Origin of the sequence: Segatella baroniae DSM 16972 = JCM 13447 (assembly GCF_000426585.1) — a bacterium.
GTDB lineage: Bacteria > Bacteroidota > Bacteroidia > Bacteroidales > Bacteroidaceae > Prevotella > Prevotella baroniae.
The window spans coordinates 1-23,028 of sequence record NZ_AUFQ01000018.1 but is presented as its reverse complement, the minus strand read 5'-3'; the positions used below and the strand labels follow the sequence as shown (position 1 = coordinate 23,028).

At 59.6% G+C, this 23,028-nt stretch carries 13 protein-coding genes; 5 read left to right on the top strand and 8 right to left on the bottom strand.

The window, feature by feature from the left end:
* Positions 1-940: 940 nt before the first annotated feature.
* The 5 genes from K334_RS0110775 to K334_RS0110755 all read right to left on the bottom strand — a co-directional run bounded on the left by K334_RS0110775 (position 941) and on the right by K334_RS0110755 (position 11,351).
* Positions 941-3,166, bottom strand: coding sequence for a glycoside hydrolase family 3 C-terminal domain-containing protein (locus tag K334_RS0110775; protein ID WP_027444946.1), 2,226 nt, complete (start codon positions 3,164-3,166; stop codon positions 941-943).
* A gap of 61 nt (positions 3,167-3,227) precedes the next feature.
* Positions 3,228-5,246 carry a DUF5121 domain-containing protein gene (locus tag K334_RS15300; protein WP_248623518.1) on the bottom strand — a complete coding sequence of 673 codons (2,019 nt, stop codon included), beginning with the start codon at positions 5,244-5,246 and terminating at the stop codon, positions 3,228-3,230.
* Between the two features lie 12 nt (positions 5,247-5,258).
* Positions 5,259-6,767 (bottom strand): endo-1,6-beta-glucanase, encoded by a 1,509-nt coding sequence (locus K334_RS0110765; RefSeq protein WP_027444945.1) that lies wholly within the window; start codon positions 6,765-6,767, stop codon positions 5,259-5,261.
* A gap of 46 nt (positions 6,768-6,813) precedes the next feature.
* A complete protein-coding gene (locus tag K334_RS0110760; RefSeq protein WP_027444944.1) occupies positions 6,814-8,334 on the bottom strand; it encodes a RagB/SusD family nutrient uptake outer membrane protein in 1,521 nt (506 codons plus the stop codon).
* Between the two features lie 26 nt (positions 8,335-8,360).
* Positions 8,361-11,351, bottom strand: a complete 2,991-nt coding sequence (locus K334_RS0110755; RefSeq protein ID WP_027444943.1) for a SusC/RagA family TonB-linked outer membrane protein — start codon at positions 11,349-11,351, stop codon at positions 8,361-8,363.
* 346 nt (positions 11,352-11,697) lie between these two features.
* On the opposite strand from K334_RS0110755, the gene K334_RS15295 reads away from it, so the two are divergent.
* Complete coding sequence (locus K334_RS15295; RefSeq protein ID WP_025882393.1) at positions 11,698-13,344, top strand: SusR family glycan utilization regulator; 1,647 nt, start codon at positions 11,698-11,700, stop codon at positions 13,342-13,344.
* Between the two features lie 7 nt (positions 13,345-13,351).
* On the opposite strand, the gene K334_RS0110745 is transcribed toward K334_RS15295, so the two are convergent.
* Positions 13,352-14,257 carry a TraB/GumN family protein gene (locus K334_RS0110745; protein ID WP_248623517.1) on the bottom strand — a complete coding sequence of 302 codons (906 nt, stop codon included), beginning with the start codon at positions 14,255-14,257 and terminating at the stop codon, positions 13,352-13,354.
* 123 nt (positions 14,258-14,380) lie between these two features.
* On the bottom strand, positions 14,381-14,749 hold the full coding sequence (locus tag K334_RS0110740; protein WP_021589372.1) for a DUF488 domain-containing protein: 369 nt from the start codon (positions 14,747-14,749) through the stop codon (positions 14,381-14,383).
* A gap of 1,141 nt (positions 14,750-15,890) precedes the next feature.
* Here K334_RS0110740 and K334_RS0110735 point away from each other — a divergent pair.
* The 4 genes from K334_RS0110735 to K334_RS0110720 all read left to right on the top strand — a co-directional run bounded on the left by K334_RS0110735 (position 15,891) and on the right by K334_RS0110720 (position 22,326).
* Positions 15,891-17,789 carry a 2-oxoacid:acceptor oxidoreductase subunit alpha gene (locus K334_RS0110735; protein WP_025882310.1) on the top strand — a complete coding sequence of 633 codons (1,899 nt, stop codon included), beginning with the start codon at positions 15,891-15,893 and terminating at the stop codon, positions 17,787-17,789.
* Between the two features lie 75 nt (positions 17,790-17,864).
* Positions 17,865-18,875, top strand: a complete 1,011-nt coding sequence (locus K334_RS0110730) for a 2-oxoacid:ferredoxin oxidoreductase subunit beta (RefSeq protein WP_025882308.1) — start codon at positions 17,865-17,867, stop codon at positions 18,873-18,875.
* Positions 18,876-19,053: 178 nt separating this feature from the next.
* Positions 19,054-21,717 (top strand): DNA mismatch repair protein MutS, encoded by a 2,664-nt coding sequence (mutS, locus tag K334_RS0110725; RefSeq protein ID WP_027444941.1) that lies wholly within the window; start codon positions 19,054-19,056, stop codon positions 21,715-21,717.
* Between the two features lie 114 nt (positions 21,718-21,831).
* Positions 21,832-22,326 carry a Dps family protein gene (locus tag K334_RS0110720; RefSeq protein WP_025882306.1) on the top strand — a complete coding sequence of 165 codons (495 nt, stop codon included), beginning with the start codon at positions 21,832-21,834 and terminating at the stop codon, positions 22,324-22,326.
* A gap of 356 nt (positions 22,327-22,682) precedes the next feature.
* Here K334_RS0110720 and K334_RS0110715 read toward each other — a convergent pair.
* Positions 22,683-23,028: transposase (locus K334_RS0110715; protein ID WP_027444940.1), on the bottom strand; the 346-nt coding region annotated here is incomplete at its 5' end.

Below are 23,028 nucleotides of genomic sequence, written 5' to 3'. Positions count from 1 at the left end.
CATGCTTTCAACCTTTCATTTCCCATTCCCCACTTTCCATTCCTCATTTCATTATATTTTTATTTCTTTCTTTAAAGAGAAAAAAAAGAAAAAGAGTAAGATGATATGATGTGGATATGTTTATAACTTTCAGTCTGTTTATTTGCTTGTTTCGATATAAACGTTTCAGAGTATGCTGTCCACGTCTGCTCAAAATATCTTTGTTATGAGAATCAGTGGCTTGCGGATGATCTCCACAATGGGGCAACGTCACGTGCAAAGTTAATAAGTTTATATCTTTTATGCCTGAAAATTCGTTGAAAAGTTTTGGAAAGCGGTTGGATAAACCTGTGGATATCCACGCCCGACAGCCACCCGCCGTTTTGCTGTGGATATCCACCGAGTTTTCCACAGGGTTATCCAGAGGTTATACAAGGGTTATCAACAGGTTGTCGGATGATAATGATGAATCGGGAAAGACCAAGTTTTTTCATATTCTCAGATTCTGCTTTAGCTTTCATTCCACCATATAATGCTGATTATACCTGCACAAACTGCGCCGATACCAACGAATTACTTGAGGATGTGCCTATTTTGAACACCTTCCTTTTGTTAGGATGGACTACAAATTTCTGGTATTTCACCAATCATCCTGCGGCATGACCGAGTGTTGCGGAATGTTGAAGCCGGCGGCTTCAACGCCCGCAAGAAAGCCTCGGGTACCGGCACGCGAGCCAGGAGTATGGTGGCAAGGTAGTTCCATCATGTCTGTTTCTCCAGAGAGTGTAAAGTAAACAGTGCCAGGTCGGTTTATAGGAGCATAGCCATGGTGCATTGTGGATGCAACAACTCGCGGCAGCCGGCACAACAGGCGTTTCTTCTCGCCCTCACGCCCTTTCAACTCCTCCTTCATCCCAACACCTCTACACCCAACGACCCACCCCGGCCAGGGGGTGGCAGCCTATTCCAGTCTAAACCTCATTTTATGATTCAGCTTGTCCGACGCGGTGCCCACGAGCGCCTCGAAGTCGCCGGGCTCCGACGTCCATGCCTGGCGCGTGTCGTCGTAGAAGCTGAGGGCCGAGTTGTCGATGGTCAGCGTCACGTCGCAGCTTTCGCCCGGGCGCAGCGACACCTTCGTGAAGGCCTTCAGCTCCTTCACGGGACGAGGCAGGCTTGACTTCAGGTCGCTGATATACAGCTGAACCACCTCGGCGCCCGCGCGGCGCCCCGTGTTGGTCACGTTGACAGTGAACGTGAGCTTGCCGTCGCGCGTCATCACGGTCTTGTCAGCCCGCAGGTTGCCGATCTTGAACGTGGTGTAGCTCAGTCCGTGGCCGAAGGCGAAGAGCGGACGCGTCTTGTATCGGTCCACGCCACGGTAGCCCACGTAGAGTCCTTCCTTGTATTCCTCGTCGATGATCTGGCGGTCGGGCCGCCAGGTGCCCGGGAAGGCATTGAGCCTGTGGGCCGGAACGTCGTTGAGTGTGCGCGTCCAGGTGAACGGCAACTTGCCCGAAGGGTTGACACGGCCCGTCAGTATGTCGGCCAGACAGTGGCCGGCTTCCGAACCCACGTACCATCCTTGCACGATGGCGTCCACGCGGTCGGCCCACGGCATGGCCACGGCGTTGCCCGAGATGTTGACGACGACGAGGTTGCGGTTGGCCTTGGCCAGCGCTTCGATCACCCTGTCCTGGCCGTAGGGAAGCGCGTAGTCCTTGCGGTCGTGGCCCTCGCAGTCCTGATAGTCGCTCTTGTTGAGCCCTCCGAAGAAGACCACATAGTCGGCCTTGCGGGCCTTGGCCACGGCGTCGGCCACGAGCCGCTCGGCCGAGCGGCTCTCGCTGAGGTCCTGTCCGCTCGTCACGCCGTTGTAGGAGCCGTTGGTGTCGCCCACGTAGCCTCGTTCCCACACGATGTCGACGCCGCGGCCGGCCAACGCCTCGCGCAGTCCGTCGAGCGGCGACAGTTCGCGCTGCACCTTGAGCGACGACGAACCGCCGCCCACGGTCATCATCTTGACGGCATTCTCGCCCACCACAAGGATGTTGCGCACCTTCATTGTGTCGATGGGCAGCACGTTCCTTTCATTCTTCAGCACCACGATACCCTCGCCGCCGATTCGGCGGGCGGCGTCGTAGTGGCTCTCCGAGCAGAGGAAGCCCACCGGCCGTTGGCGGTTCATCGTCGTGCGGTAGAAGAGCCGGAGCACGCGGCGTACCTTGTCGTTGAGTTCGCGCTCGGTGTAGCGGCCCTCGCGGATGGCCCGTTTGTAGGCGTCGGCCAGGTAGTAGCTGTCGTAGGCGTTGGTCTTGCCCATCGTCAGGCCGTCGGTCCAGGTGCCGAACTCCATGTCGAGTCCGTTCCTGACGGCTTCGTCGGTGTCGTGGCAGCCGCCCCAGTCGCTCACGACCACGCCGTCGAAGGCCCAGTCGCGCTTCAGGATGCGGTTGAGCAGGATGTCGTTGTGGCAGTTGTGCTGGTTCTTGTAGAGGTTGTAGGCCCCCATCAGCCCCCACACCTTGCCTTCGGTGACGGCGGCCTTGAACGCCGGCAGGTAGATTTCGTGGAGCGCGCGGTCGCTTACGACGACGTTCACCTGGTGGCGGTATTCCTCATCGTTGTTGAGCGCGTAGTGCTTCACGCAGGCCGCCACGCCGTTGGCCTGCATCCCCTGGATGTAGGGCACCACCATGCGGCTCGCCAGATAGGGGTCTTCGCCCATGTATTCGAAGTTGCGGCCGCCCAGTGGCGTGCGGTAGATGTTGACGCCCGGCCCCAGAATCATGTCCTTGCCCCGGTAGAGCGCCTCCTCGCCCAGGCTGTGGCCGTAGAGGCGGGCCATGGCGGGGTTCCAGGTGGCGGCCAGACACGTCAGCGCGGGAAAGGCCACGCACGAGTCGTTGGTCTGCCCGGCCTGTTCCCACTCGTCCCAAAGCACGTCGGGGCGCACGCCGTGTGGGCCGTCGTCAGTCCAGAAGTCGGTGAATCCGAGTCGTTTCACGCCCGCCGACGAGAACTTGCTTTGCGCGTGAATTACGGCAATCTTCTCGTCGAGCGTCATTCGCCCGAGAGCGTCCTCGACGCGCTGCTCCACCGGTTTCGTTTCATCCAAATACACCGGCTTCTGGGCTTGCGCACCCAACGCCAGTGTCAGTGTATAGGTCAATAAAAGATATTTCATGTGTTGTTGGGTGATGGAAGTTGATGGTCGGACCGATTCGGGCAGTCCGACCATTCCTGTTTCATTTCTTGACAACGGTCAGCGTGGCGGGCTTCATGCCCTTGCTGCAGTCGATGGTGAAGACATAGGTGTCGCCCTCGACCAGTTCCGCGCCGTCGGCCAGATAGATGTTGCCGTTGTCATGGCCACCTGTTCCGTTGCCGATGAGGAAGGTGGGATTGTCGGTCGTGAGCAGGTGGTCGTGGTCCTTGCCCTTGAACTCTGTGCCCCAGCCGGCCTGTCCGAAGAACTTGAAGTTCACGCTCTTGCCGGCCTTGAGCTGCTTGCCCACGGTGAGCGTCACCTGATGGACCTTCGGCTTGACGGGCGCCAGGCAGAGCGCGTGGTCGGTGTCCGTCCACCAGCCCTGCGCGTCGGCCGTCGTCGGCTTGCCATAGACGGCGTCGCCGATGATCCAGATGGCGCCCGTGCCGTCGTCGGCCAACGCCGCGGGCTTCTTGCCGGCCTCATCCATGCGGTGGATGCGGAATCCCTTCTGCGCCCACACGGCCTTGACGGTGTAGTTGCCCGTCACAGCCTTGAAGATGTAGCTGCCGTCCTGGTTCTTGATGAAGAAGTCGCTGTCGTAGAACCAGTCGGCGGCACTCAGGGCGGCGTCGCCCGCAATCTGATAGAAGTGACCTTGGACGAAACGCCCCGTGTAGGTGGCGTTGGCCTGGGTGATCTCGATTGTCGGGTCGTCGCTCTTCTCCACCTTGAGCACGCCCTTGTCGCAACCCTGCGTCAGGTCGACGGTGAAGCGGAAGGTCTGTCCCTTCTTCAGAGTCACGCCGTCCTTCAGCTTGACGTTACCGCTGCCCGGGTCGATGGCGAACCATGGATTGTCCGTCGTGAGGGCGTGGTCGCCGCCGGCCTTGAACTCCGTGCCCCAGCCGGGCTGGCCGAAGAACTTGAAGTCGAAGTTCTTGCCGGGGTCTATCTGGCGTCCCACGGTGAGCGTGGCCTGGTACACCTTGTCGGTGACGGGCGCCATGCAGACGTTGTCGTCCACTCCCGTCCACCAGCTGTGGGCCGCCGCATAGGTGGGCTTGCCGAACATGTCGCCGCCGATGATCCACACGGCTCCGGTGCCGTCGGCGTTGAGCTTCGTGGGATTCTTTCCGTCGCCGGCGTAGATGCGGAAGCCTTGCTGTGCGAACACCGCCTTGATGGTGTAGGTGCCGGTGATGGCGTTGAAGAGATAGGTGCCGTCGGGGTTGCGGGTGAAGAAGTCGGTGTCGTAGAGCCAGTCGAGGCGTTGCACGGCATCGTCACCGACGAACTTGTAGCTCATGCCCTTGGTGAGGGTTCCCGTGTAGGTGTCGCGGCCGGCGGCGTTGCGGAACTCCAGCGGCTGGATGTTGAGCTCCTCCTGCGGGGCGAAGGTGAAGTCGCGTGTGTTGAACGTCACCGTGACCTTGCCCAGCTTGTTGCTCTGGAGCGACAGATAGCCCTGTCCGTTCTCCGCCACGTCGTTGTCGGCCCAGCCGAAGCGGTGCTTGCCGTCGGCCGTCTGGAAGTAGCCCTTGAAGGCGTTGTCGGCGATGTCGAGCAGACAGGCGTAGGTGTAGTCGTCGCCCTCGGCCATGGCCACCTTGTCGCCGTCGGCCGTGACGAACTGCAAGTCGGCGAAGTGCGGCCGCTCCACCTGGAGGTCTACGTTCTCGACGGTCTTCCGGGTGGTCACGTTCTGGAGGGTGAGTCGCACCTGCGCGGTGCCGTTGGGCACGAAGCGCAGGAACGGCACGTGCAGCCGCAGCCGGTAGTCGCCCGGCGTCGGGGTGCGCACGCTGACGGTCGTCACCGCCTCGTCGCCGTAGCACAGTTCGGCCGTGAGCGTGGACAGGTCGTAGCCTTCGGCGTCGGCGCAGTTGACGACGATGTCGATGGAGTCGCCCATCTCGGCCTTGCCCGGGGCCGTGGCCTTGACGACGGGCGTGCCCTTGGCGTCTATGTCATGATAGTCGAAGTCCTTGCAGGAGCTCATGCCCCACACGGACAGCGCCATGAGAATGGCTGAAAAGTATTTGATGGTCTTCATATCGGTTCGGTTTTATTTCCATGTTGTCGAAACCACGCCCTGGGCCGGAACGCTGACGGGGAAATGGCTGTTGCCGTCGCTGACGGTGACGTTGAGGTCGCTGTCGCCCGAGTTGAGCACAACGACCGCCTTGCTGCCGTCGGGATTGAGGAAGGCGGTGTAGAGCAGACTGCCGCTCGTGTAGCTGCGCAGGGCCGTGCCGATGCGCTTGGCGCCCGGACGGACGACGCTCGACAGATGGCAGATGATGTAGTAGTGGGAGTTGTAGCGCAGCGTCTGGTAGTTGTTGTAGATGTCGACCGCTCCGTAGCAGGTCTGGCAACCGCCGTCGAGGTTGGGTCCCATCTTCTCGTCGAGCATGAGGTTCCACACGAGCACGGCCTTGCACCACCGGTTCACCGTGCCGAGCGTCACGTTCTTCATGTCTTCCAGCAGACGCTTGCCGAGGTTGCGGCCGTCGTTCCACACGCCGATGCTGCTTTCGGAGAAGATCAGCTCCTTGTCGGCGGCCTGGCTGTGGATGTCGGTCAACTCGTCGTTGGTGCCGCCATAGTCGTGGTAGGCTGCGCCCACCACCAGTTCGGAACCTTCGTAGTCCTTGCCCAGCGCGTTGTAGACCTTGATGGGATAGTCGTTCTGCTCCTTGTCGTTGTCGTAGTTGTAGTTGTGGTCGAACACGTAGATCTTCGTGGCGACGTTGTTCTTCTTGAACGCGGCGGCCAGCTCCTTGACGAAGGCGGCCTGCTCGTCCCAAGGCATGTAGAGCGAGGCGCAGTTGGCCTTGTTGAGCGGTTCGTTCTGCGGGCTCACGGCGTAGATGTCGACACCTTCGGCCTTCATGGCCTGGATGAACTTCACGAAATAGGCGGCGTAGTCGGCGCGCATGTCGGGGTTGAGGTGTCCGTCGGTCCACGAGTCGAACACCTTCTTGGTCCTGACGTCCTTCACCTTCATCCACTTGGGGCACGTCCATGGCGCGGCGATGACCTTCAAGTCGGGGTTGATGGCCAGAATCTCCTTCAGGATGGGCAGCACATAGTCCTTCTCATCCTTGTAGAGGGCAAAGTTCTCCAGCCCCTTCGTGTCGCAGAGCGAGTACTCGGTGCTGCTGAAGTCGTTGCATCCGATGGAGATGCGCGCGTAGCTGACGCCGTAGCCCTGGGTCGGCGAGTAGGTCTGCTTGAGGAAGGCCGCGCGCGCCTCGGGCTCCATCTTGAGCAGGTTGTAGCACGTGGAATAGGTGATGGCGAAGCCGAAGCCGTCCATCGTCTGGTATTCCTTCGCGGGATCCACCTGGATGGTGGTCGGCGCCATCGTGTTTCCGGCGCGCAGGGCCGCGCTCCCCTGCCTGAGCATGGTGTAGCCGTTGGCCGTCGACGTAAAGGTGCGGGCCTCTCCGGCGGCGGGAACGGGGTTGGGCAATGTCTTGGTCGCTTCCTGTGGCTGGATGTCGAAGCCGCTGTCAACGCCACAGGCTGTGAAGGCCGACAGGGTCATGCTCAAAAGCAATGTCGTTATCATATCGTTATTTTTCATAAGGATGTTCGTTAATAAGTTGTTTGCGGATTCAATACCCCAGATTCTGCTGCAAGTTCTGGTTTTCGTCGAGCGCGGATTGCGGAATCGGCATGAGATACAGGTTCTTGTCGAACTGCCTCACGAGCGGCAGTCGGCCCGCGTCACGGCCGGCGAGGCTGTTGATCACCTCCTCCACCTTGCCGTAGCGGCATAGGTCGTACCAGCGTTCGCCCTCCATGGCCAGTTCGAGGCGGCGTTCGTGGAGCACGGCCTCCAGCATTCTGTCCTTGGATGCGGTCTTGTCGGCCGTGAGGTCGGCCAGTTTGGCCCGCCGGCGTATCATGTTGACCAGCTTGGCGCTGTTCTGCGTGTCGCCCTTGGCGGCGTAGGCCTCGGCTTCGAGCAGGATGATGTCGGCCAGGCGCACCACATACTCGTTGTTGTAGCCCGAGCGCAGCTTGTACATGAAGGCGTAGTGCGAGGCGGGATAGTAGTTGCTCCAGCCGCAGCTGTAGTAGACCACGGTCTCTTCGAGGCGCGTGACGTCGCCCTCGTCGGTGTATGCCTTGATGAGGTCGCGCGACGGCGTCACCCACTTGGCCCACGTGAAGGCGTTGTCATAGTCTTCGAGGCTGCGCCCGTACATCCAGCTCTCCCAGTTGCCGCCGCCCGGGAGCCACTGCACTTCGAGCAGTCCCTCGGTGGTGTTGCGCTTGAGGCAGTCCTTCTTGGCGTCGTCCCAGCCCCAGAGTGTCTTGAAGTCGGGCTCCAGCGCCACGCCCGCCGTGCCGCGCACCTTCCGGGCATAGGCGATCACCTTGTCGTAGTCCTGCACGGCCTTCTCGGCATAGACCTTGCAGAGCAGGGCCTGGGCCACGGTCTTCGACATGACGGTGCGGTCGGTGGCCGAAATGTCGGGCGCGTTCTGCTCGGCATACTCCAGGTCGCCGATGATCTGGCGGTAGCATTGCTCCGTGGTGGAGCGTGGCGGGAAGTAGGTGGGGTAGACGTCCTTGATGTTCTCCGACGTGATGGTCTTGGCCACCTGGGTGATGATGGGCAGCGAGCCCCACATGCGCACCATGCGGAACATCATCAAGGCGCGGAATATCTGGCCCTCGGCGCGCCACCGGCGGTAGTCGGCGTCGCCGACGAGACCCTTCTCCTTCAGCTGCTCCACGCCGTTGATGAGCACGTTGGCCTTGGCGATGTCCTCCAGGTAGCGGCTCCAGTCGCGGGCCAGCGTGCCGGTGGTGGCGTCGAGCGCGTTGGTTTCGAGCGGGATGGTCTCCTGCCCCGTCGTGCCGGCGTATGCGTTGTCGGCGTGGGTCTCGCCCAGCAGCACGTAGTCGAGGTGCATGTGTTCCTGCCGGTTCTTGAACAGTTGGTAGAGTGCCGTGCGCTGGCTGACGGCGGCGTCGCGGTCTTTCAACACGGCGGTGGCCGTGTCGGTCTGCCGTCCTTCCGTCAGTTCGGAGGGCGACGAGATGGGCTGGGTGTCGAGGGAGCAGGCCGCCATCGACGTGGCCACGGCTCCCATCACCATGAATCGGATGTATTTCGTTTTCATATCGGAATCTGTTAATGATGAAAAGGTTAGAACTCCACTTTCAGGCCTACGACGAACGAGCGGTTCAACGGATAGGTTCCCCAGTCGATTCCCTGCACGGCTCCGCTGTCGCCATGCTGGTTCACTTCGGGGTCGCGGCCGCTGTAGTTGGTGAAGGTCAGCAGGTTGCTGAGCGAGATGTAGGGCATGAGTCGGGTGAGGCCCATCTTCTTCAGCATGTTCCGAGGTACGTTGTAGGCCAGCGTGATGTCCTTCACGCGCAGATAGCTGCCGTCCTCCAGATAGTAGGTGGAGTTCTGCTGGTTGAATCCCACGCGGGGCACGTCGGTCTTCTGGCCCGGCACGCGCCAGCGTTCGAGCACGCGGGTGGACTGGTTGCGGCCGTCGAACATGCCTTCGCTGTCCATGCGCGACACATTGTATATGTCGTTGCCCACGCTGCCTTGCAGGAGTACGCTCAAGTCGAAGCCCTTGTAGGAGAACGTGTTGGTCAGACCGAAGGTGAAGTCGGGGTTGGGGTCGCCGATGTAGGTGCGGTCTCCGGCCGAGACGAGGCCGTTCTCGTTCACGTCCTTGTAGAGAAGGTCGCCCGTCTCGGGGTCGACGCCCTCGGAAACGTAGCCGTAGAAGGCGCCGAGCGGATGGCCCACGGCGTTGCGCACCACGCTCTGGCCCACCTTGCCGCCCGTGGTGGCGTTCCAGTAGACGGACACCAGGTCGAGCTTCTCCACCTTGTTGCGGTTGAAGGAGATGTTGAAGTCGGTGTTCCACTTGAGCTTGCCGGTCAGGTTCTTGGAGCTGACGGCCAGTTCGAGGCCCTTGTTCACAATCTCGCCACCGTTGTAGGTGAGGTTTCGGGCGGGCGCGCTGCCGGCTGGCAGCGTGACGGAGATGAGCAGGTCGCTGGTCTTCTTGTAGTAGACGTCGAAGTAGAAGGTCAGCCGGTTGCGCAGGACGGTGAGGTCGAAGCCCAGGTTTGTCTGGCTGGTGGTCTCCCAAGTGAGTTCTGGATTGCTCAGGCTCGACTGCGTCCGGGTGGCGGTGGCGTGCTCCTGGCCGGGCTTCCACCACTCGACGCGGCCGAAGCCGTACATGGCCAGGTAGCCGTAATCGCCCAGTCCGCTCTGGTTTCCGGTCTGTCCCCAGCCGCCGCGTATCTTCAGGTCGTCGATCCAGGCGACGTTCTTCATGAACTTTTCGCTCGACACGCGCCAGGCGCCGGAGAACGAGGGGAAGCAGCCCCAGCGATGGCCGGGGGCCAGGCGCGAACTGCCGTCGGCGCGGAGGTTGGCCGTGAGCATGTAGGTGTCGTTCCAGTTGTATTGCAGGCGGCCGAAGAAGGAGAGGATGGCCCAGTCGGAGGCCGACGAGCCGGTGCCCGTCCAGCTGATCTTGTTGGCGGCGTTGAGCGTCCGTATGTCGTCGTTGGCATAGTCGGAGCCGTTGATGTAGTTCTGGCTCCAGTCGCTGTGTGTCCACGACGAGCCGGCCATGGCGTCGAGGCCGTGGCGGCCGAGGTTCCTCTTCCAGTTCACGACGTTGTCGAACGTCCACACGGTGCCGGTCGAGCGGCTGTCGTAGCCTGTGCCGTGCTGGTTGCGCCCCTCGCGGGTGAGCCATGGGTCGAGGAAGTTGGTGATGGTCGCGCTGCTGCGGTCGAACGAGAGGGTGGACGTCCAGGTGAGCCGGGGCATGAGACGCACGGTGGCCTTGCCCGACGCCAACAGCTTGTTGTACTGGCTCTTGTTGTCCTTGGTGCGGGCGATGTTCTCCAGCGGTCCGTCGACGTTGACGCCGTAGAAGTCGGAATAGTACTGTCCGGGATGTTCCTCGTCCCACACGGGGCCGAAGGACGGCGTGGTCAGGATGGCCGGCACCACGCCGCCCCGGTCGCTGCCGGTGCCCGAGATGATGCCCGTCCCTTTATAGGTGTAGTCCGAATAGGCCACGCTGGCGTTGATGGTGAGCCACTTGTTGATGTCGTTCTCGATGGTTCCGCGCACGTTGTAGCGCTTGAAGTTGGAATGTACGATGACGCCGTTCTCGCCCGTGAAGCCGCCCGAGAGGAAATAGCGCAGCTTGTCGGTGCCGTTGGTGACGGAGAGCTGGTAGTCCTGCACGTTGCCGGTGCGGTACACTTCCTTCTTCCAGTCGGTGCGGTCGACGAGATTGTCGGGCAGAGCGAGCTTCAGGACGCCCTTCTCGTTCATGTCGTCGATGAGGTCCCTGTATTGCCGGGCGTTGAGCGGGTTCTGGTTGTCGCGAACGGTGTTGAAGGCGTAGTGGGCGTTGAGGCTCACCTTGGCCACGCCGGCCTTTCCCTGCTTCGTGCCGATGATGACCACGCCGTTGGCTGCACGGCTGCCGTAGATGGCCGCGCCGGAGGCGTCCTTGAGAATCTGGATGTTGTCGATGTCGTCGGCAGAGAGGTAGTCGATGTTGTCCACGGGCACGCCGTCGACCACATAGAGGGGATTGTTGGAGCCGTTGAGCGACGTGGTTCCGCGCACGCGGATGGTGGGCGCGGCGCCCGGCTGTCCGTTGGCCTGGCTGATCTGCAGCCCGGCGGCCTTGCCCTGCATGCCCTGCACGGCGCTGACGATGGGCCGGGTGTCGAGGTCGGCGGTGGAGACGCTCGACACGGCGGTGGTCACGTCCTTGCGCTTCACCGAGCCGTAGCCGATGGTCACCACCTCGTCGAGCATGTTGGCCTCGTCCTCCAGCACCACCTTCATGTTGTCGGCGGCCTTCACGTTCCTGGTCTTGCAGCCGATGTAGGAAATGCGCAACGTGGCGTTGCGGTCCACCTGGATGGTGAAACGGCCGTCCAGGTCGGTGGCCACGCCATTGGATGTGCCCTGTTCGAGTACGGAGGCACCGATGATCGGCTCGTTGCGGCTGTCGGTGACGGTGCCGCGCACGCTCACCTTCTGGGCGAAGGCCGCGAGCGAAGCGCACAGCACCAGCAGCGACACGGCAAGCCGCCTCATCGTGGATGGATGGTTGTTTGCTTTCATTGTGGTTGGATTAGAATTTAGTTACATTATTATTAGGTTGACTTCATGCCTGCATCGCCGCAGGTGGAGCGGAGGCCTGCGGCCGTCTCGTTTCGGGAAGACCTCTGAATGCAAAGTTAGCCCTTTTTCAACCCCATGGTTTCGACATCAAGCAAAAAATATAGACTTTTGTAGCTATACGAAAAACATAAAAAGCTGACAATCAGCATGATATGTCTTGTCAAAGATGGCTTTCAATATAGATTCAAGCGTAAAAAATATAGATGAAAAGGCGGCTTTTCGGACTGCGCCATTTGGAAGGAGGGGAAAGATTGCTTATCTTTGTATAAGATAAAAACTACTGCCAATGATGAAACAAGCCCTCCTTCAGACCGCCTTCGCGCTGCTGCCGCTCACAGGCGCGGCCCAGCGGGCGAACCTCGACTCGCTCTACCGCTGCCTCGACAGCGAGATAGGAAAGTCGGAGAGCTACGTCCGACAGCGCCAAGACCGCATCGACGACATCCACCGCAGGTATCTCGCGGCGCGCGAACCGATGGCGCGCCACCGACTTGCATGGCAGCTGGCCGGCCATTACGGCTCTTTCATGAACGATTCGGCCATCCATTACCTTGAGATATGTGGCCTTTTGGCGCGTCAAATGGGGCTGATTGAACTGCAACAGAGCAGCTATATCGCGCTGACCCACCAGTATGCGGCCACGGGCTTCTATCCCGAGGCCCTCGCCTACCGCGACAAGATCGACCGAAGGCTGCTCCGCGGATGGCAGCTCGTGGACTACTACGACTGCCTGCACCACCTCTACGGCGAGATGAGCTACTACTCCAAGGACGAAGCCATGCGCCGCGAGAGCACCAAGCTGGCCAACCTGTACCGCGACTCGCTGTGCAGCCTGCTGCCGCCCAACGACAACCTCTACCTGTGGCGCAGGATAGGACTGCTCAACACGGCTCGACGCTACAGGGACGCCCTGCGCCTGTCGGACTTGTGGCTCGCGCAGGTGGAGGACGACACCCCGGAGTTCGCCAACATGGCGTTCTTCCGATCGGAAATCTACAAGGCCATGGGCGACGAAACCATGCGCAAGTACTGGCTGGCAAGGTCGGCCCTGAGCGACATCCGCAACGCCGTGATGGACCAGGCCTCGCTGTGGAGCCTGGCGGGGCTGCTGAGCCGCGAGGGAAGGCTGGAACGCTCCAACCGATACATCGAATATTCATGGAACTGCACGCAACGCTACAACACGCACCTGCGCGCGTGGCTGGTGTCGCCCGTGCTGGGCGTCATCGGTGACACCTACAAGGCCAACCTGCGCACGGCCAACCGACAACTGCGGTGGCTCATCGGAGCGGTCAGCCTGATGTCGGCCTTCCTCCTGGCCTCGTTCATCTACGTGTGGCGCAAGAAGAAGCAGCTCTCCATCGCACGGAACGACCTGAGGAGAACCAACCGACAGCTGTCGGAACTCAACGAAAGGCTGAGCACGAACAACCTGGAACTGGAGAAACTCAACGGAAAACTGAGCGAAACGAACAAGGTGAAGGACGAATATATCGGAAAATTCCTGAGCACATGCTCGGAATACATCGACAAGCTCGACGCCTATCGCATGCGGGTGAACCGTAAACTGAGGGCCGGCCAACTGACCGACCTCATGAAGATGGCGAGTTCGGAACAGCTGAAAGAGGACGAGTTACAGGAGCTGTTCAACAACTTCGACGCCGTCTTCCTGAACCTCTTCCCCAACTTCGTGGCCGACTTCAACGCGCTGCTGCAGCCCGACAGCCGCATCCAGCCGGCGTCGAAGAACCGGCTCACCACCGACCTGCGCATCTTCGCCCTCATCCGGCTGGGCATTGAGGAGAGTTCGCGCATCGCCGAGTTCCTGCGCTATTCGTCCAACTCCATCTACAGCTATCGTTCACGCATCAAGAACATGGCCCTCTGCCCGCGCCACGAGTTTGAACAGCGGGTGAAGGAAATCGGAATGTGACCCCTCGTCACTCCACCTTGTAGCCCATCTTCCGCAATCCTTCGAGCACGCCCCTGTCGCCCGGCAGATGGCCGGCGCCCACCACGAAGAGCGTGGGGCGCGCCTGCATGATGGCGGGCATGAGCCGCAGCCAGTCGGCGTTGCGGTTGTAGATGAGGGCGGCTTCCTCGTCGGGCGTGGCGTCGCACCGGTCGCCCATCCTGATGTCCATGGCGGCCTTGAGGGCCTTGAGGTCCTGGGCATGGTAGGCCTTGGCCATCGTTTCGGTCAATTCAATATAGTGGTCGGCGTGGTCGACGAGGCACATCAGGTCTTCAATCTGGCGGGCCATCGGCTTGCTGTCGAACAGCAGGTGGGCCTGGAAGTCGAGCGTTTCGAGGCCGCCCACAGGTTTCGAAGCCGCCTTGGCCTGCTTCTGGAAGTAGTGGTCGAGCTGGTCGGCGGGGTCGAACTCGCCCGGATGGCGCATCATGTACATGAGGATGGTGAGCTGCGTCGTGAGGGCTTCGGGCTTTATGCGGCCGAACTGCGCCTCCAGCTGCGGATTGCTCATGCCCGTGCCTATCGTCCTGACGAGGAAGGCGTCGAGCTTCCCATACTGTTCGGGCGTCAGCAGCGTCTTGAGCGACTGCCCTTCGGGCAGCATCATGGCGGTCTGCATCAGCTGGATGGAGCTGGGGGCGAGCATGTCGTCGAACGACAGCTCGCCGTAGACCTGCTCCGTCTGGGCCATGGCATCCTTCACGCCGGCAATCTTGTCGGCGAACGCGCTGCCGGTCAGCGGGTGGAACGTGCCGATGATGTACGAGGGCTTGGCCAGCCCCTTGCCCGAAATCCTATACAGCAGTTGGGCGTCGGCTCCGAAGGCGAACAGGCACATCAGGAGCAGCGAGGTGATGGTTTTCTTCATCATGTTTCTTTGGTTTGAAGGGTTGATTGTATGCGTTGTACGCACGGCGGGATTGGAAAACTACACGGGAAGGAGGAAAAAGTTGACGGGGTGTCAGTGGCTGGGTCGAACAAGTTGGCCGCTTGCCTATTCGTCCACTTGCTTCAGAATCCAGTTGCGCAGCACGACGGCGTGGTTGCACTGTTCGTCCTTGGCGCCGTAAAGCAGCGTGACGTTGTCCCTCTTCATCAGTTCGAAACACTGTTCGGCAAAGGCCGGCGCGTCGGGGTTGGCGTCGAGTTCGGCGATGTATCTGTCGGTGAATGTCGGGAAGTTCTCGCGCTTGTGGCCGAACCACTGGCGCAGGCTCACCGTGGGCGCGATTTCCTTGGCCCACTGGTCGATGGCGGCCTTGCTCTTGGGCACGCCGCGAGGCCACAACCTGTCGGTCAGAATGCGGTAGCCGTCGTCCTTTTCGGCCGCCGCATATATCCGTTTGATTCGCAGTTGGTGCATTGTGAATAAAATTTTAGTTTGAATTTCCGTGTGGTGAGAAGCTGCATGATGGCAAGACTTCTCCATGTTCCTTTGACAAAATATCATTGCCATGCACAACTTCATTGCAAAATTCCGAAAAAAACTTGAAATCTGCAAGCGATATGCAGGAAATCAAGTGTACCATGACCGTGTTCCACCACCCGATTTGGGATAAGGATACCGCCCGATGTGGGATAAAGATTTGTGCGGTTGCAGGCGGAGTACAAGCGGTAGTGTGCACAGTACGGCATGACCACCGTCCAAAGAACGCTTTGGGATAAAAAAGACCAAGACCTTCGGCCTAGTATTCTCTCGTCTTGGGCCAGGCAGGGTAGCTCGCTTCGCTCGCACCCCTGCTCTCTAAAAGAACCAACCGCTACGCGGTTGCATGCACAGAATAAACGGTTGGATGCACAATGCACCATGATTATCTCCCCATGAACCGGTTTGGTATCAAGAGATGCCTGTCGCAGGCTGCGCAGGAGGTGAAGCCGGAGGCTTCATCGCTCGATAACCCCTGGTCATCTCTGCGAAGCGGAGTGACCAGGGGATAGAAGACCAAGCGGAAATCGACCCTGTAAGGGTCGCCCAAAGACAGCCGTGATGACCGTGGGCGACCCCTCCAGGGTCGACAGACGGGTGGCGGGCACACCACCCCCCGGTCATCCTGCGGCATGACCGGGGTTACGGAGAGGTGAAGCCGCCGGCTTCAACACCCGCAGGAAAGCCTCGGGGGCGGCATGCGAGTCTCCCCGCCCGCGTAGGAAATCCTCAGGTGCCGGCACGCGGGCCAAGAGCATGGTGGCAAGGTCGTTCCATCATGTCTGTTTCTTCAAGAAGAATTGCTCCCGTTCCGGCAGCGGTGGCCATGTATGGATATAATCATTTTCTATTCCAAACTTCTCTATATATAATAAAGTGTATGTCTCTCACGGCAGCAGACGATGACTGATGAAACTCGTTTGTCATCAACAAACAGCCAACCGACAACGAATCGTCACCACCCATCAACCCCATCCGCCTAACTTTTCCTCCTTTTTATTTTTTCCTATGCCTTTTTTTATTATCTTTGCCCTTAGTTCAAATTTGTTACTACACATTCCGTAAAAACACAAGAAAGATGGCTGAAGAGCTTGAAGTAAAAGAACTGGAGCAAGTCGTAGTAAGATTCTCCGGTGACTCCGGCGACGGCATGCAGCTGGCCGGCAACATTTTCTCAACGGTTTCCGCAACCGTCGGAAACGGTATCTCCACTTTTCCGGACTATCCCGCCGACATCCGCGCCCCGCAAGGGTCGCTCACGGGCGTATCGGGATTCCAGGTGCACATCGGACAGGGCCGCGTCTACACGCCGGGCGACAAGTGCGACGTGCTCGTGGCCATGAACGCCGCGGCGCTCAAGACGCAGTACAAGTATGCCAAGCCGCAGGCCACCATCATCATCGACACCGACAGCTTCGGACCCAACGATCTGCGCAAGGCCGAGTTCCACAGCGACGACTACCTCGGAGAGATGGGCATAGACCAGGACTGCGTCGTGGCGTGCCCCATCACGCAGATGGTGAAGGCGTGTCTGGCCGACAGCGGCATGGACAACAAGTCCATCCTGAAATGCCGCAACATGTTCGCCCTGGGCATTGTCTGCTGGCTCTTCAATCGCGACCTGGCGTTGGTGGAGAATTTCCTGCGCGACAAGTTCGCCAAGAAGCCGCAGGTAGCCGAGAACAACATCAAGGTGGTGAACGCCGGCTACGACTACGGCCACAACGTACACGCCAGCGTGCCCGCCACCTACCGCATCGACAGCAAGACCAAGGTAGCCGGCCGCTACATGGATATCACGGGCAACAAGGCCACGGCCTACGGACTCATCGCCGCCGCCGAGCGGGCCGGGCTGAAGCTTTACCTGGGTTCCTATCCCATCACGCCGGCTACGGACATCCTCCACGAACTGGCCAAGCACAAGTCGTGCGGCGTCATCACGGTGCAGTGCGAGGACGAGATATCGGGCTGCGCCAGTGCCGTGGGAGCCGCCTTCGCGGGTGCCCTGGCCGCCACGTCCACCTCGGGACCGGGCATTTGCCTGAAGAGCGAGGCCATCAACCTGGCCGTCATCGACGAGTTGCCGCTCGTCATCATTGACGTGCAGCGCGGCGGGCCGTCGACCGGACTGCCCACCAAGAGCGAGCAGACCGACCTGCTGCAGGTGCTCTACGGCCGCAACGGCGAGAGCCCCATGCCCGTTGTCGCCGCCACCAGCCCCACCGACTGCTTCGACGCGGCCTTCATGGCGGCCAAGATGGCCCTGGAACACCTGACGCCCGTGGTGCTGTTGACCGACGCCTTCATCGCCAACGGCTCGTCGGCATGGCGCCTGCCCGACATCAACGACCTGCCCGAGATCCATCCCCACTACGTCACCAAGGAACAGAAATACAAATACACGCCCTATCAGCGCGACTCCAAGACGCAGGTGCGCTACTGGGCACGCCCCGGACAGGAGGGCTACACCCACATCCTGGGCGGACTGGAGAAGGACGGCGAGACCGGTTCCATCTCCACCGAGCCCGAGAACCACGACCGCATGGACCGACTGCGCTTCGAGAAGGTGGCCAAGATCGAGGTGCCCGACTTGGAGGTGCAGGGAGACAAGGACGACGCCGACCTGCTCATCGTGGGCTTCGGCTCCACCTACGGCCATCTCTTTACGGCCATGGAGCAAATGCGCCGCGAGGGTTATAAGGTGGCTTTGGCACAGTTCAAGTATGTGAACCCGTTGCCCCGCAACGCGCCCAAGGTGCTGACAAGCTACAAGAAGGTGGTGGTGGCCGAGCAGAACCTGGGCCAGTTTGCCGCCCTGCTCCGCATCCGCGTCAACGGTTTCGTGCCCTACCAGTACAATCAGGTGAAAGGTCAGCCCTTCAACGTGAGCGAACTGGTGTGCGGTTTCAAGAAAATCATCAAATCCAAGGAAGAACCCCACACGGGCGGCACCTTCGAGGAGCGCGTCGTCTATTGAGTGGCCGGTCCTTTCCCGCGGTGGGGAAGGACTGCCGTAAACAATCCATTCCAGTCACTTAGAAATGAGAAAACCATGAGCGAATTTACAGCACAAGATTATAAAAAGGGTCAGCCGCGCTGGTGTCCGGGCTGTGGCGACCACTTCTTCCTGGCCAGTCTTCAGAAGGCGATGGCCGAAATCGGCGTTGCTCCCTACGAGACGGCCGTCATCAGCGGTATCGGTTGTTCGAGCCGACTGCCCTATTATGTCAACACCTACGCCATGCAGACCATCCATGGGCGCGCGGCTTCCGTAGCCACGGGCGTGAAGGTGGTGAACCCCAAGCTCTGCGTGTGGCAGGTGAGCGGCGACGGCGACGGCCTGGCCATCGGCGGCAACCACTTCATCCACGCCATGCGGCGCAACATCGACATCAACATCATCCTGCTCAACAACCGCATCTACGGCCTGACGAAGGGACAGTACAGCCCCACCAGCCCGCGCGGCTTCGTGTCGAAGTCGAGTCCCTACGGCACGGTGGAAGACCCGTTCCGCCCCGCCGAACTCTGCTTCGGTGCCCGCGGCCGCTTCTTCGCCCGCTCCGTAGCCACCGACGGCAAGGAGACCGAGCGCATTCTGAAGGCCGCCCAGCAGCACAAGGGGGCTGCGGTGTGCGAGATTTTGCAGAACTGCGTCATCTTCAACAACGGCTGCTACGACCCCATCTACACGAAGGAGGGCCGCCGCAAGAACGCCATCTACGTGGAGCACGGCAAGCCGTTGGTCTTCGGCGAGAACGAGGAGTACGGCCTGATGCAGGAAGGTTTCGGCCTGAAAGTGGTGAAGATAGGCGAGAACGGCGTCACCCTTGCCGACATTCTCATCCACGACACCCACGCCACTGACGACACCCTGCAGCTCAAGCTGGCCATGATGGACAACGAACACGGCTTCCCCGTAGCCCTCGGTATCATCCGTGACGTCGAGGCACCCACCTACGACGAGGCCGTCAACGCTCAGATAGAAGAGGTGAAAGGCAAGAAGCCCTATCACAACTTCATGGAACTGCTCGAAACCAACGACATCTGGGAGGTGAAGGAATAATCCTTCTCTTTCTTTAAAGCCATAAGCCCGACATGCCCGATGAGTCTGACACGCTCGTCGAGCCTGTCGGGCTTTTTGGTTTATGGCCCTTCAATCGTCAAAAAGCATTAAATGCTTGGGCGATTTGTCATTTTTCCGTACTTTTGTTGATTCACAATACCGTTTATTTCAATAGGCTATGGCTAAGAATGACAAGGGTCTGACACCCATGATGAAACAGTTTTTCTCGATGAAGGACCAACATCCCGACGCCATCCTGCTGTTTCGTTGCGGCGACTTCTACGAGACCTACGGTCATGACGCCGTCGTTGCGGCCAACATCCTGGGCATTACGCTCACCAAACGCAACAACGGCGGACTCAGCGGCGAAACGGAAATGGCCGGCTTTCCCCACCACGCACTCGACACCTACCTGCCCAAACTCATCAGGGCGGGCCGGCGCGTGGCCGTATGCGACCAGCTGGAAGACCCGAAGAAGAAGCGGCAGGAGATGAAAGGCAAGCGGGGGCTGACCGAGATGGACAAGATGGTGAAGCGGGGCATAACCGAACTCGTGACGCCGGGCGTGGCCATGAACGACAACGTGCTCAACTACAAGGAAAACAACTTCCTGGCAGCGGTGCATTTCGGCAAGGGCAGTTGCGGTATCAGTCTGCTCGACATATCCACGGGCGAGTTTCTGACGGGCGAGGGCACCATCGACTATGTGGAAAAGCTACTGGGCAACTTCATGCCCAAGGAGGTGCTGTACGAGCGGAGCCGCCGCCAGGACTTCCAAAAGAGTTTCGGCCAGCGCCATTGCGTATTCGAAATGGACGACTGGGCCTTCACCGAGCAGAACTCGCGGCAGAAGCTGCTGAAGCATTTCGGCACCAAATCGCTGAAGGGCTTCGGCGTGGAACACCTGCACAACGGCGTCGTCGCCAGTGGCGCCATCCTGCAATATCTCGAACTGACGCAGCACACCCACATCAACCATATCACTTCGTTGGCGCGCATCGAGGAAGAGAAATACGTGCGATTGGACAAGTTCACCATCCGTTCGCTCGAACTCCTGCACACCATGCAGGACGGCGGGGCCTCGCTCCTGAGCGTCATCGACCGCACCGCCACGCCCATGGGAGGGCGCATGCTCAGGCGTTGGGTCGTCTTTCCGCTGAAGGACGTGAAGCCCATCGAGGAGCGGCTCGACGTGGTGGAGTATTTCTTCCGCCATCCCGACTTCCGCCGGGAGCTGGACGAAGCCTTCCACCGCGTGGGCGACCTGGAGCGCATCATCTCGAAAGTGGCCGTGGGTCGCGTGTCGCCGCGCGAGGTGGTGCAACTCAAGCGGGCCTTGCAAGCCCTGCAGCCGGTCAAGGCGGCGTGTCTCGGGGCCGAGGACGCGACGCTGAGGCGCATCGGCGAACGGCTCGAACTGTGCGAGACGCTGAGCGACCGCATCGAAAAGGAGATACAACCCGACCCGCCGCAGCTCGCCAGCAAGGGCGATGTCATTGCCGATGGCTACAATGCCGAGCTCGACGACCTGCGCGCCATCAGCCGCCACGGCAAGGACTATCTGCTCCAGATACAGCAGAAGGAGGTGGAGCGCACCGGCATTACGAGTCTGAAGGTGGGGTTCAACAACGTGTTCGGCTACTATCTGGAAGTGCGCAACACGTTCAAGGACCGCGTGCCGGCCGAGTGGATCCGCAAGCAGACGCTGGCCCAGGCCGAACGCTACATCACTCAGGAACTGAAGGAATATGAGGAGAAGATTCTGGGGGCCGACGAGAAGATTCTGGCACTCGAAGGCAGCCTCTTCATGGAACTGATTCAGGCCATGCAGGCGTTCATTCCGCAGATTCAGACCGACGCCAACCTCGTGGCGCGGCTCGACTGCCTGCTGTCGTTTGCCAAGACGTCGGAGGAGAACAGATACGTGCGGCCTGTCGTCGACGACACCAACGTGCTCGACATCCGCCAGGGCCGCCACCCCGTCATCGAGACCCAGTTGCCCGTGGGCGAGCGTTATGTGCCCAACAACGTGTATCTCGACACCGAGAAGCAGCAGGTCATGATGATCACCGGACCCAACATGGCGGGCAAGTCGGCTCTCTTGCGCCAGACGGCCCTCATCGTGTTGATGGCGCAGGTGGGCTGTTTCGTGCCGGCCGAGAGCGCCCGTGTGGGCCTGGTCGACAAGATATTCACCCGCGTGGGGGCCAGCGACAACATCTCGTTGGGCGAGTCCACGTTCATGGTGGAGATGACCGAGGCGGCCAACATCCTCAACAACGTGTCGCCCAAGAGCCTCGTGCTCTTCGACGAACTGGGTCGCGGCACGAGCACCTACGACGGTATCAGCATTGCCTGGGCCATCGTGGAATATCTGCACGAGCATGCCAGGGCCGCCGCACGCACGCTCTTCGCCACCCACTACCACGAGTTGAACGAAATGGAAAAGAACTTTCCGCGCGTCAAGAACTACAACGTGAGCGTGAAGGAACTCGACGGCAAGGTCATCTTCCTGCGCAAACTCATGCGGGGAGGCAGCGAGCACAGCTTCGGCATTCACGTGGCTGAGATTGCGGGCATGCCGCGTTCCATTGTGAAGCGGGCCAACATCATCCTGCATGAGCTGGAGGCGGACAATGCGGGCGTGGGCCGTGCGGGTCGTCCCGACACGACGAAGATCAAGGAGCACAGCGAGGGCCTGCAACTGAGTTTCTTCCAACTCGACGACCCGGTGCTGGCGCAGATTCGCGACGAGCTCCTGGGTCTCGACGTCGATCGCCTGACGCCGCTCGAAGCCCTCAACAAACTGAATGAAATCAAGAAGATATTGGGTGATTTTTAGGGGGATAGCTTTTTTCTATCGCCCGATAATTATTATCTGTTGTATCGTCTTCCATCAAGATGTACCTTTGCATCAGAAAAAGAAACAATCATTTAAAAAAGAAAGGACATCATTATGAAGACTTTAGATTATCTGCATCTCGACGAGAACAAGGCTGCCGCCACTGTCAACGCGCTGAGCCAACTGCTGGCCGACTTCCAAGTGTATTACGCCAACCTGCGCGGACTCCACTGGAACGTGAAGGGCAAGGGATTCTTCAACCTTCACGAGGCCTATGAGAAATTCTACAACGACGCTGCCGCCAAGGTGGACGAGATAGCCGAACGCATCCTGCAGCTGGGCGCACGCCCCGAGAACCGCTACAGCGAATATCTGAAAGTGGCGCGCTTGCAGGAAGACGGCTTCGAGCCGACAGGCCACGAAGGCATGCGCAAGGTGCTCGAAACGCTGTCGCTGCTGATAGAAGAGGAGCGCGAAGTGCTCGCACTGGCCCAAGAGGGTGGCGACGAGGTGACGACGGCGCTCATGAGCGACTACCTGAAGTCGCAGGAGAAGACCGTATGGATGATCGTATCCTTCCTCGGTCAGCGTCCGGCCAACCACGAATAAACCAACCACAAATAAGCCAACACAAGATTAAGCCAACACAAGATTAATATAAAGACATAATTTGAAGACGGAGAGGGCATGTCAGTTGTTTTGACATGTCCTCTTTTCGTGCTATTTATCCCAAATCGGTTCATTAGGATTCAAAACGCAAATCTTTTATCCCAAAGCGTTCGTTGGACGATGGGCATGCTGCATTGCGCCTGCAACCGTTTTTGCTGCGCCTGCAACCGCACAAATCTTTATTCCAAATTGGCGGTGGAATACAGTCATGCTGCATTGCGCCAGCTACCGCCTTGGCGGTTGGTCTTTTTAGAGTAATCTATGTTTCCTGCCAAACTTTTTTGGGTGAAAGTTCTTTAATTTATGTTGCATTCCCTTGTTGCTGGCCGGTAATGCAAACAATAATCCTCGTCCTTTCTGATGAGTCCGACAATGATGTGTACCAGCTTGTTCTTCACGTTGTTGAGTGCCAGCGGGCTTGGCTTGCCTCTCATGATGAGTCGTGTGTAATATGCCTTGATGTCGGGGTTGTGCCTGACGGCGCTCAAGGCGGCTTGGGTGAGCAGGGGCTTGAAGTTGTGGTTGCAGAGACGGCTGACGTGCGTCCCCCGTCGAACGCTCGTTCCCGACTCGTACTTGAAGGGTGCCACGCCGACGTGGCAGGCCAGTTTGCCCGCATCCAGGGGGAACTTCATGAAGTCG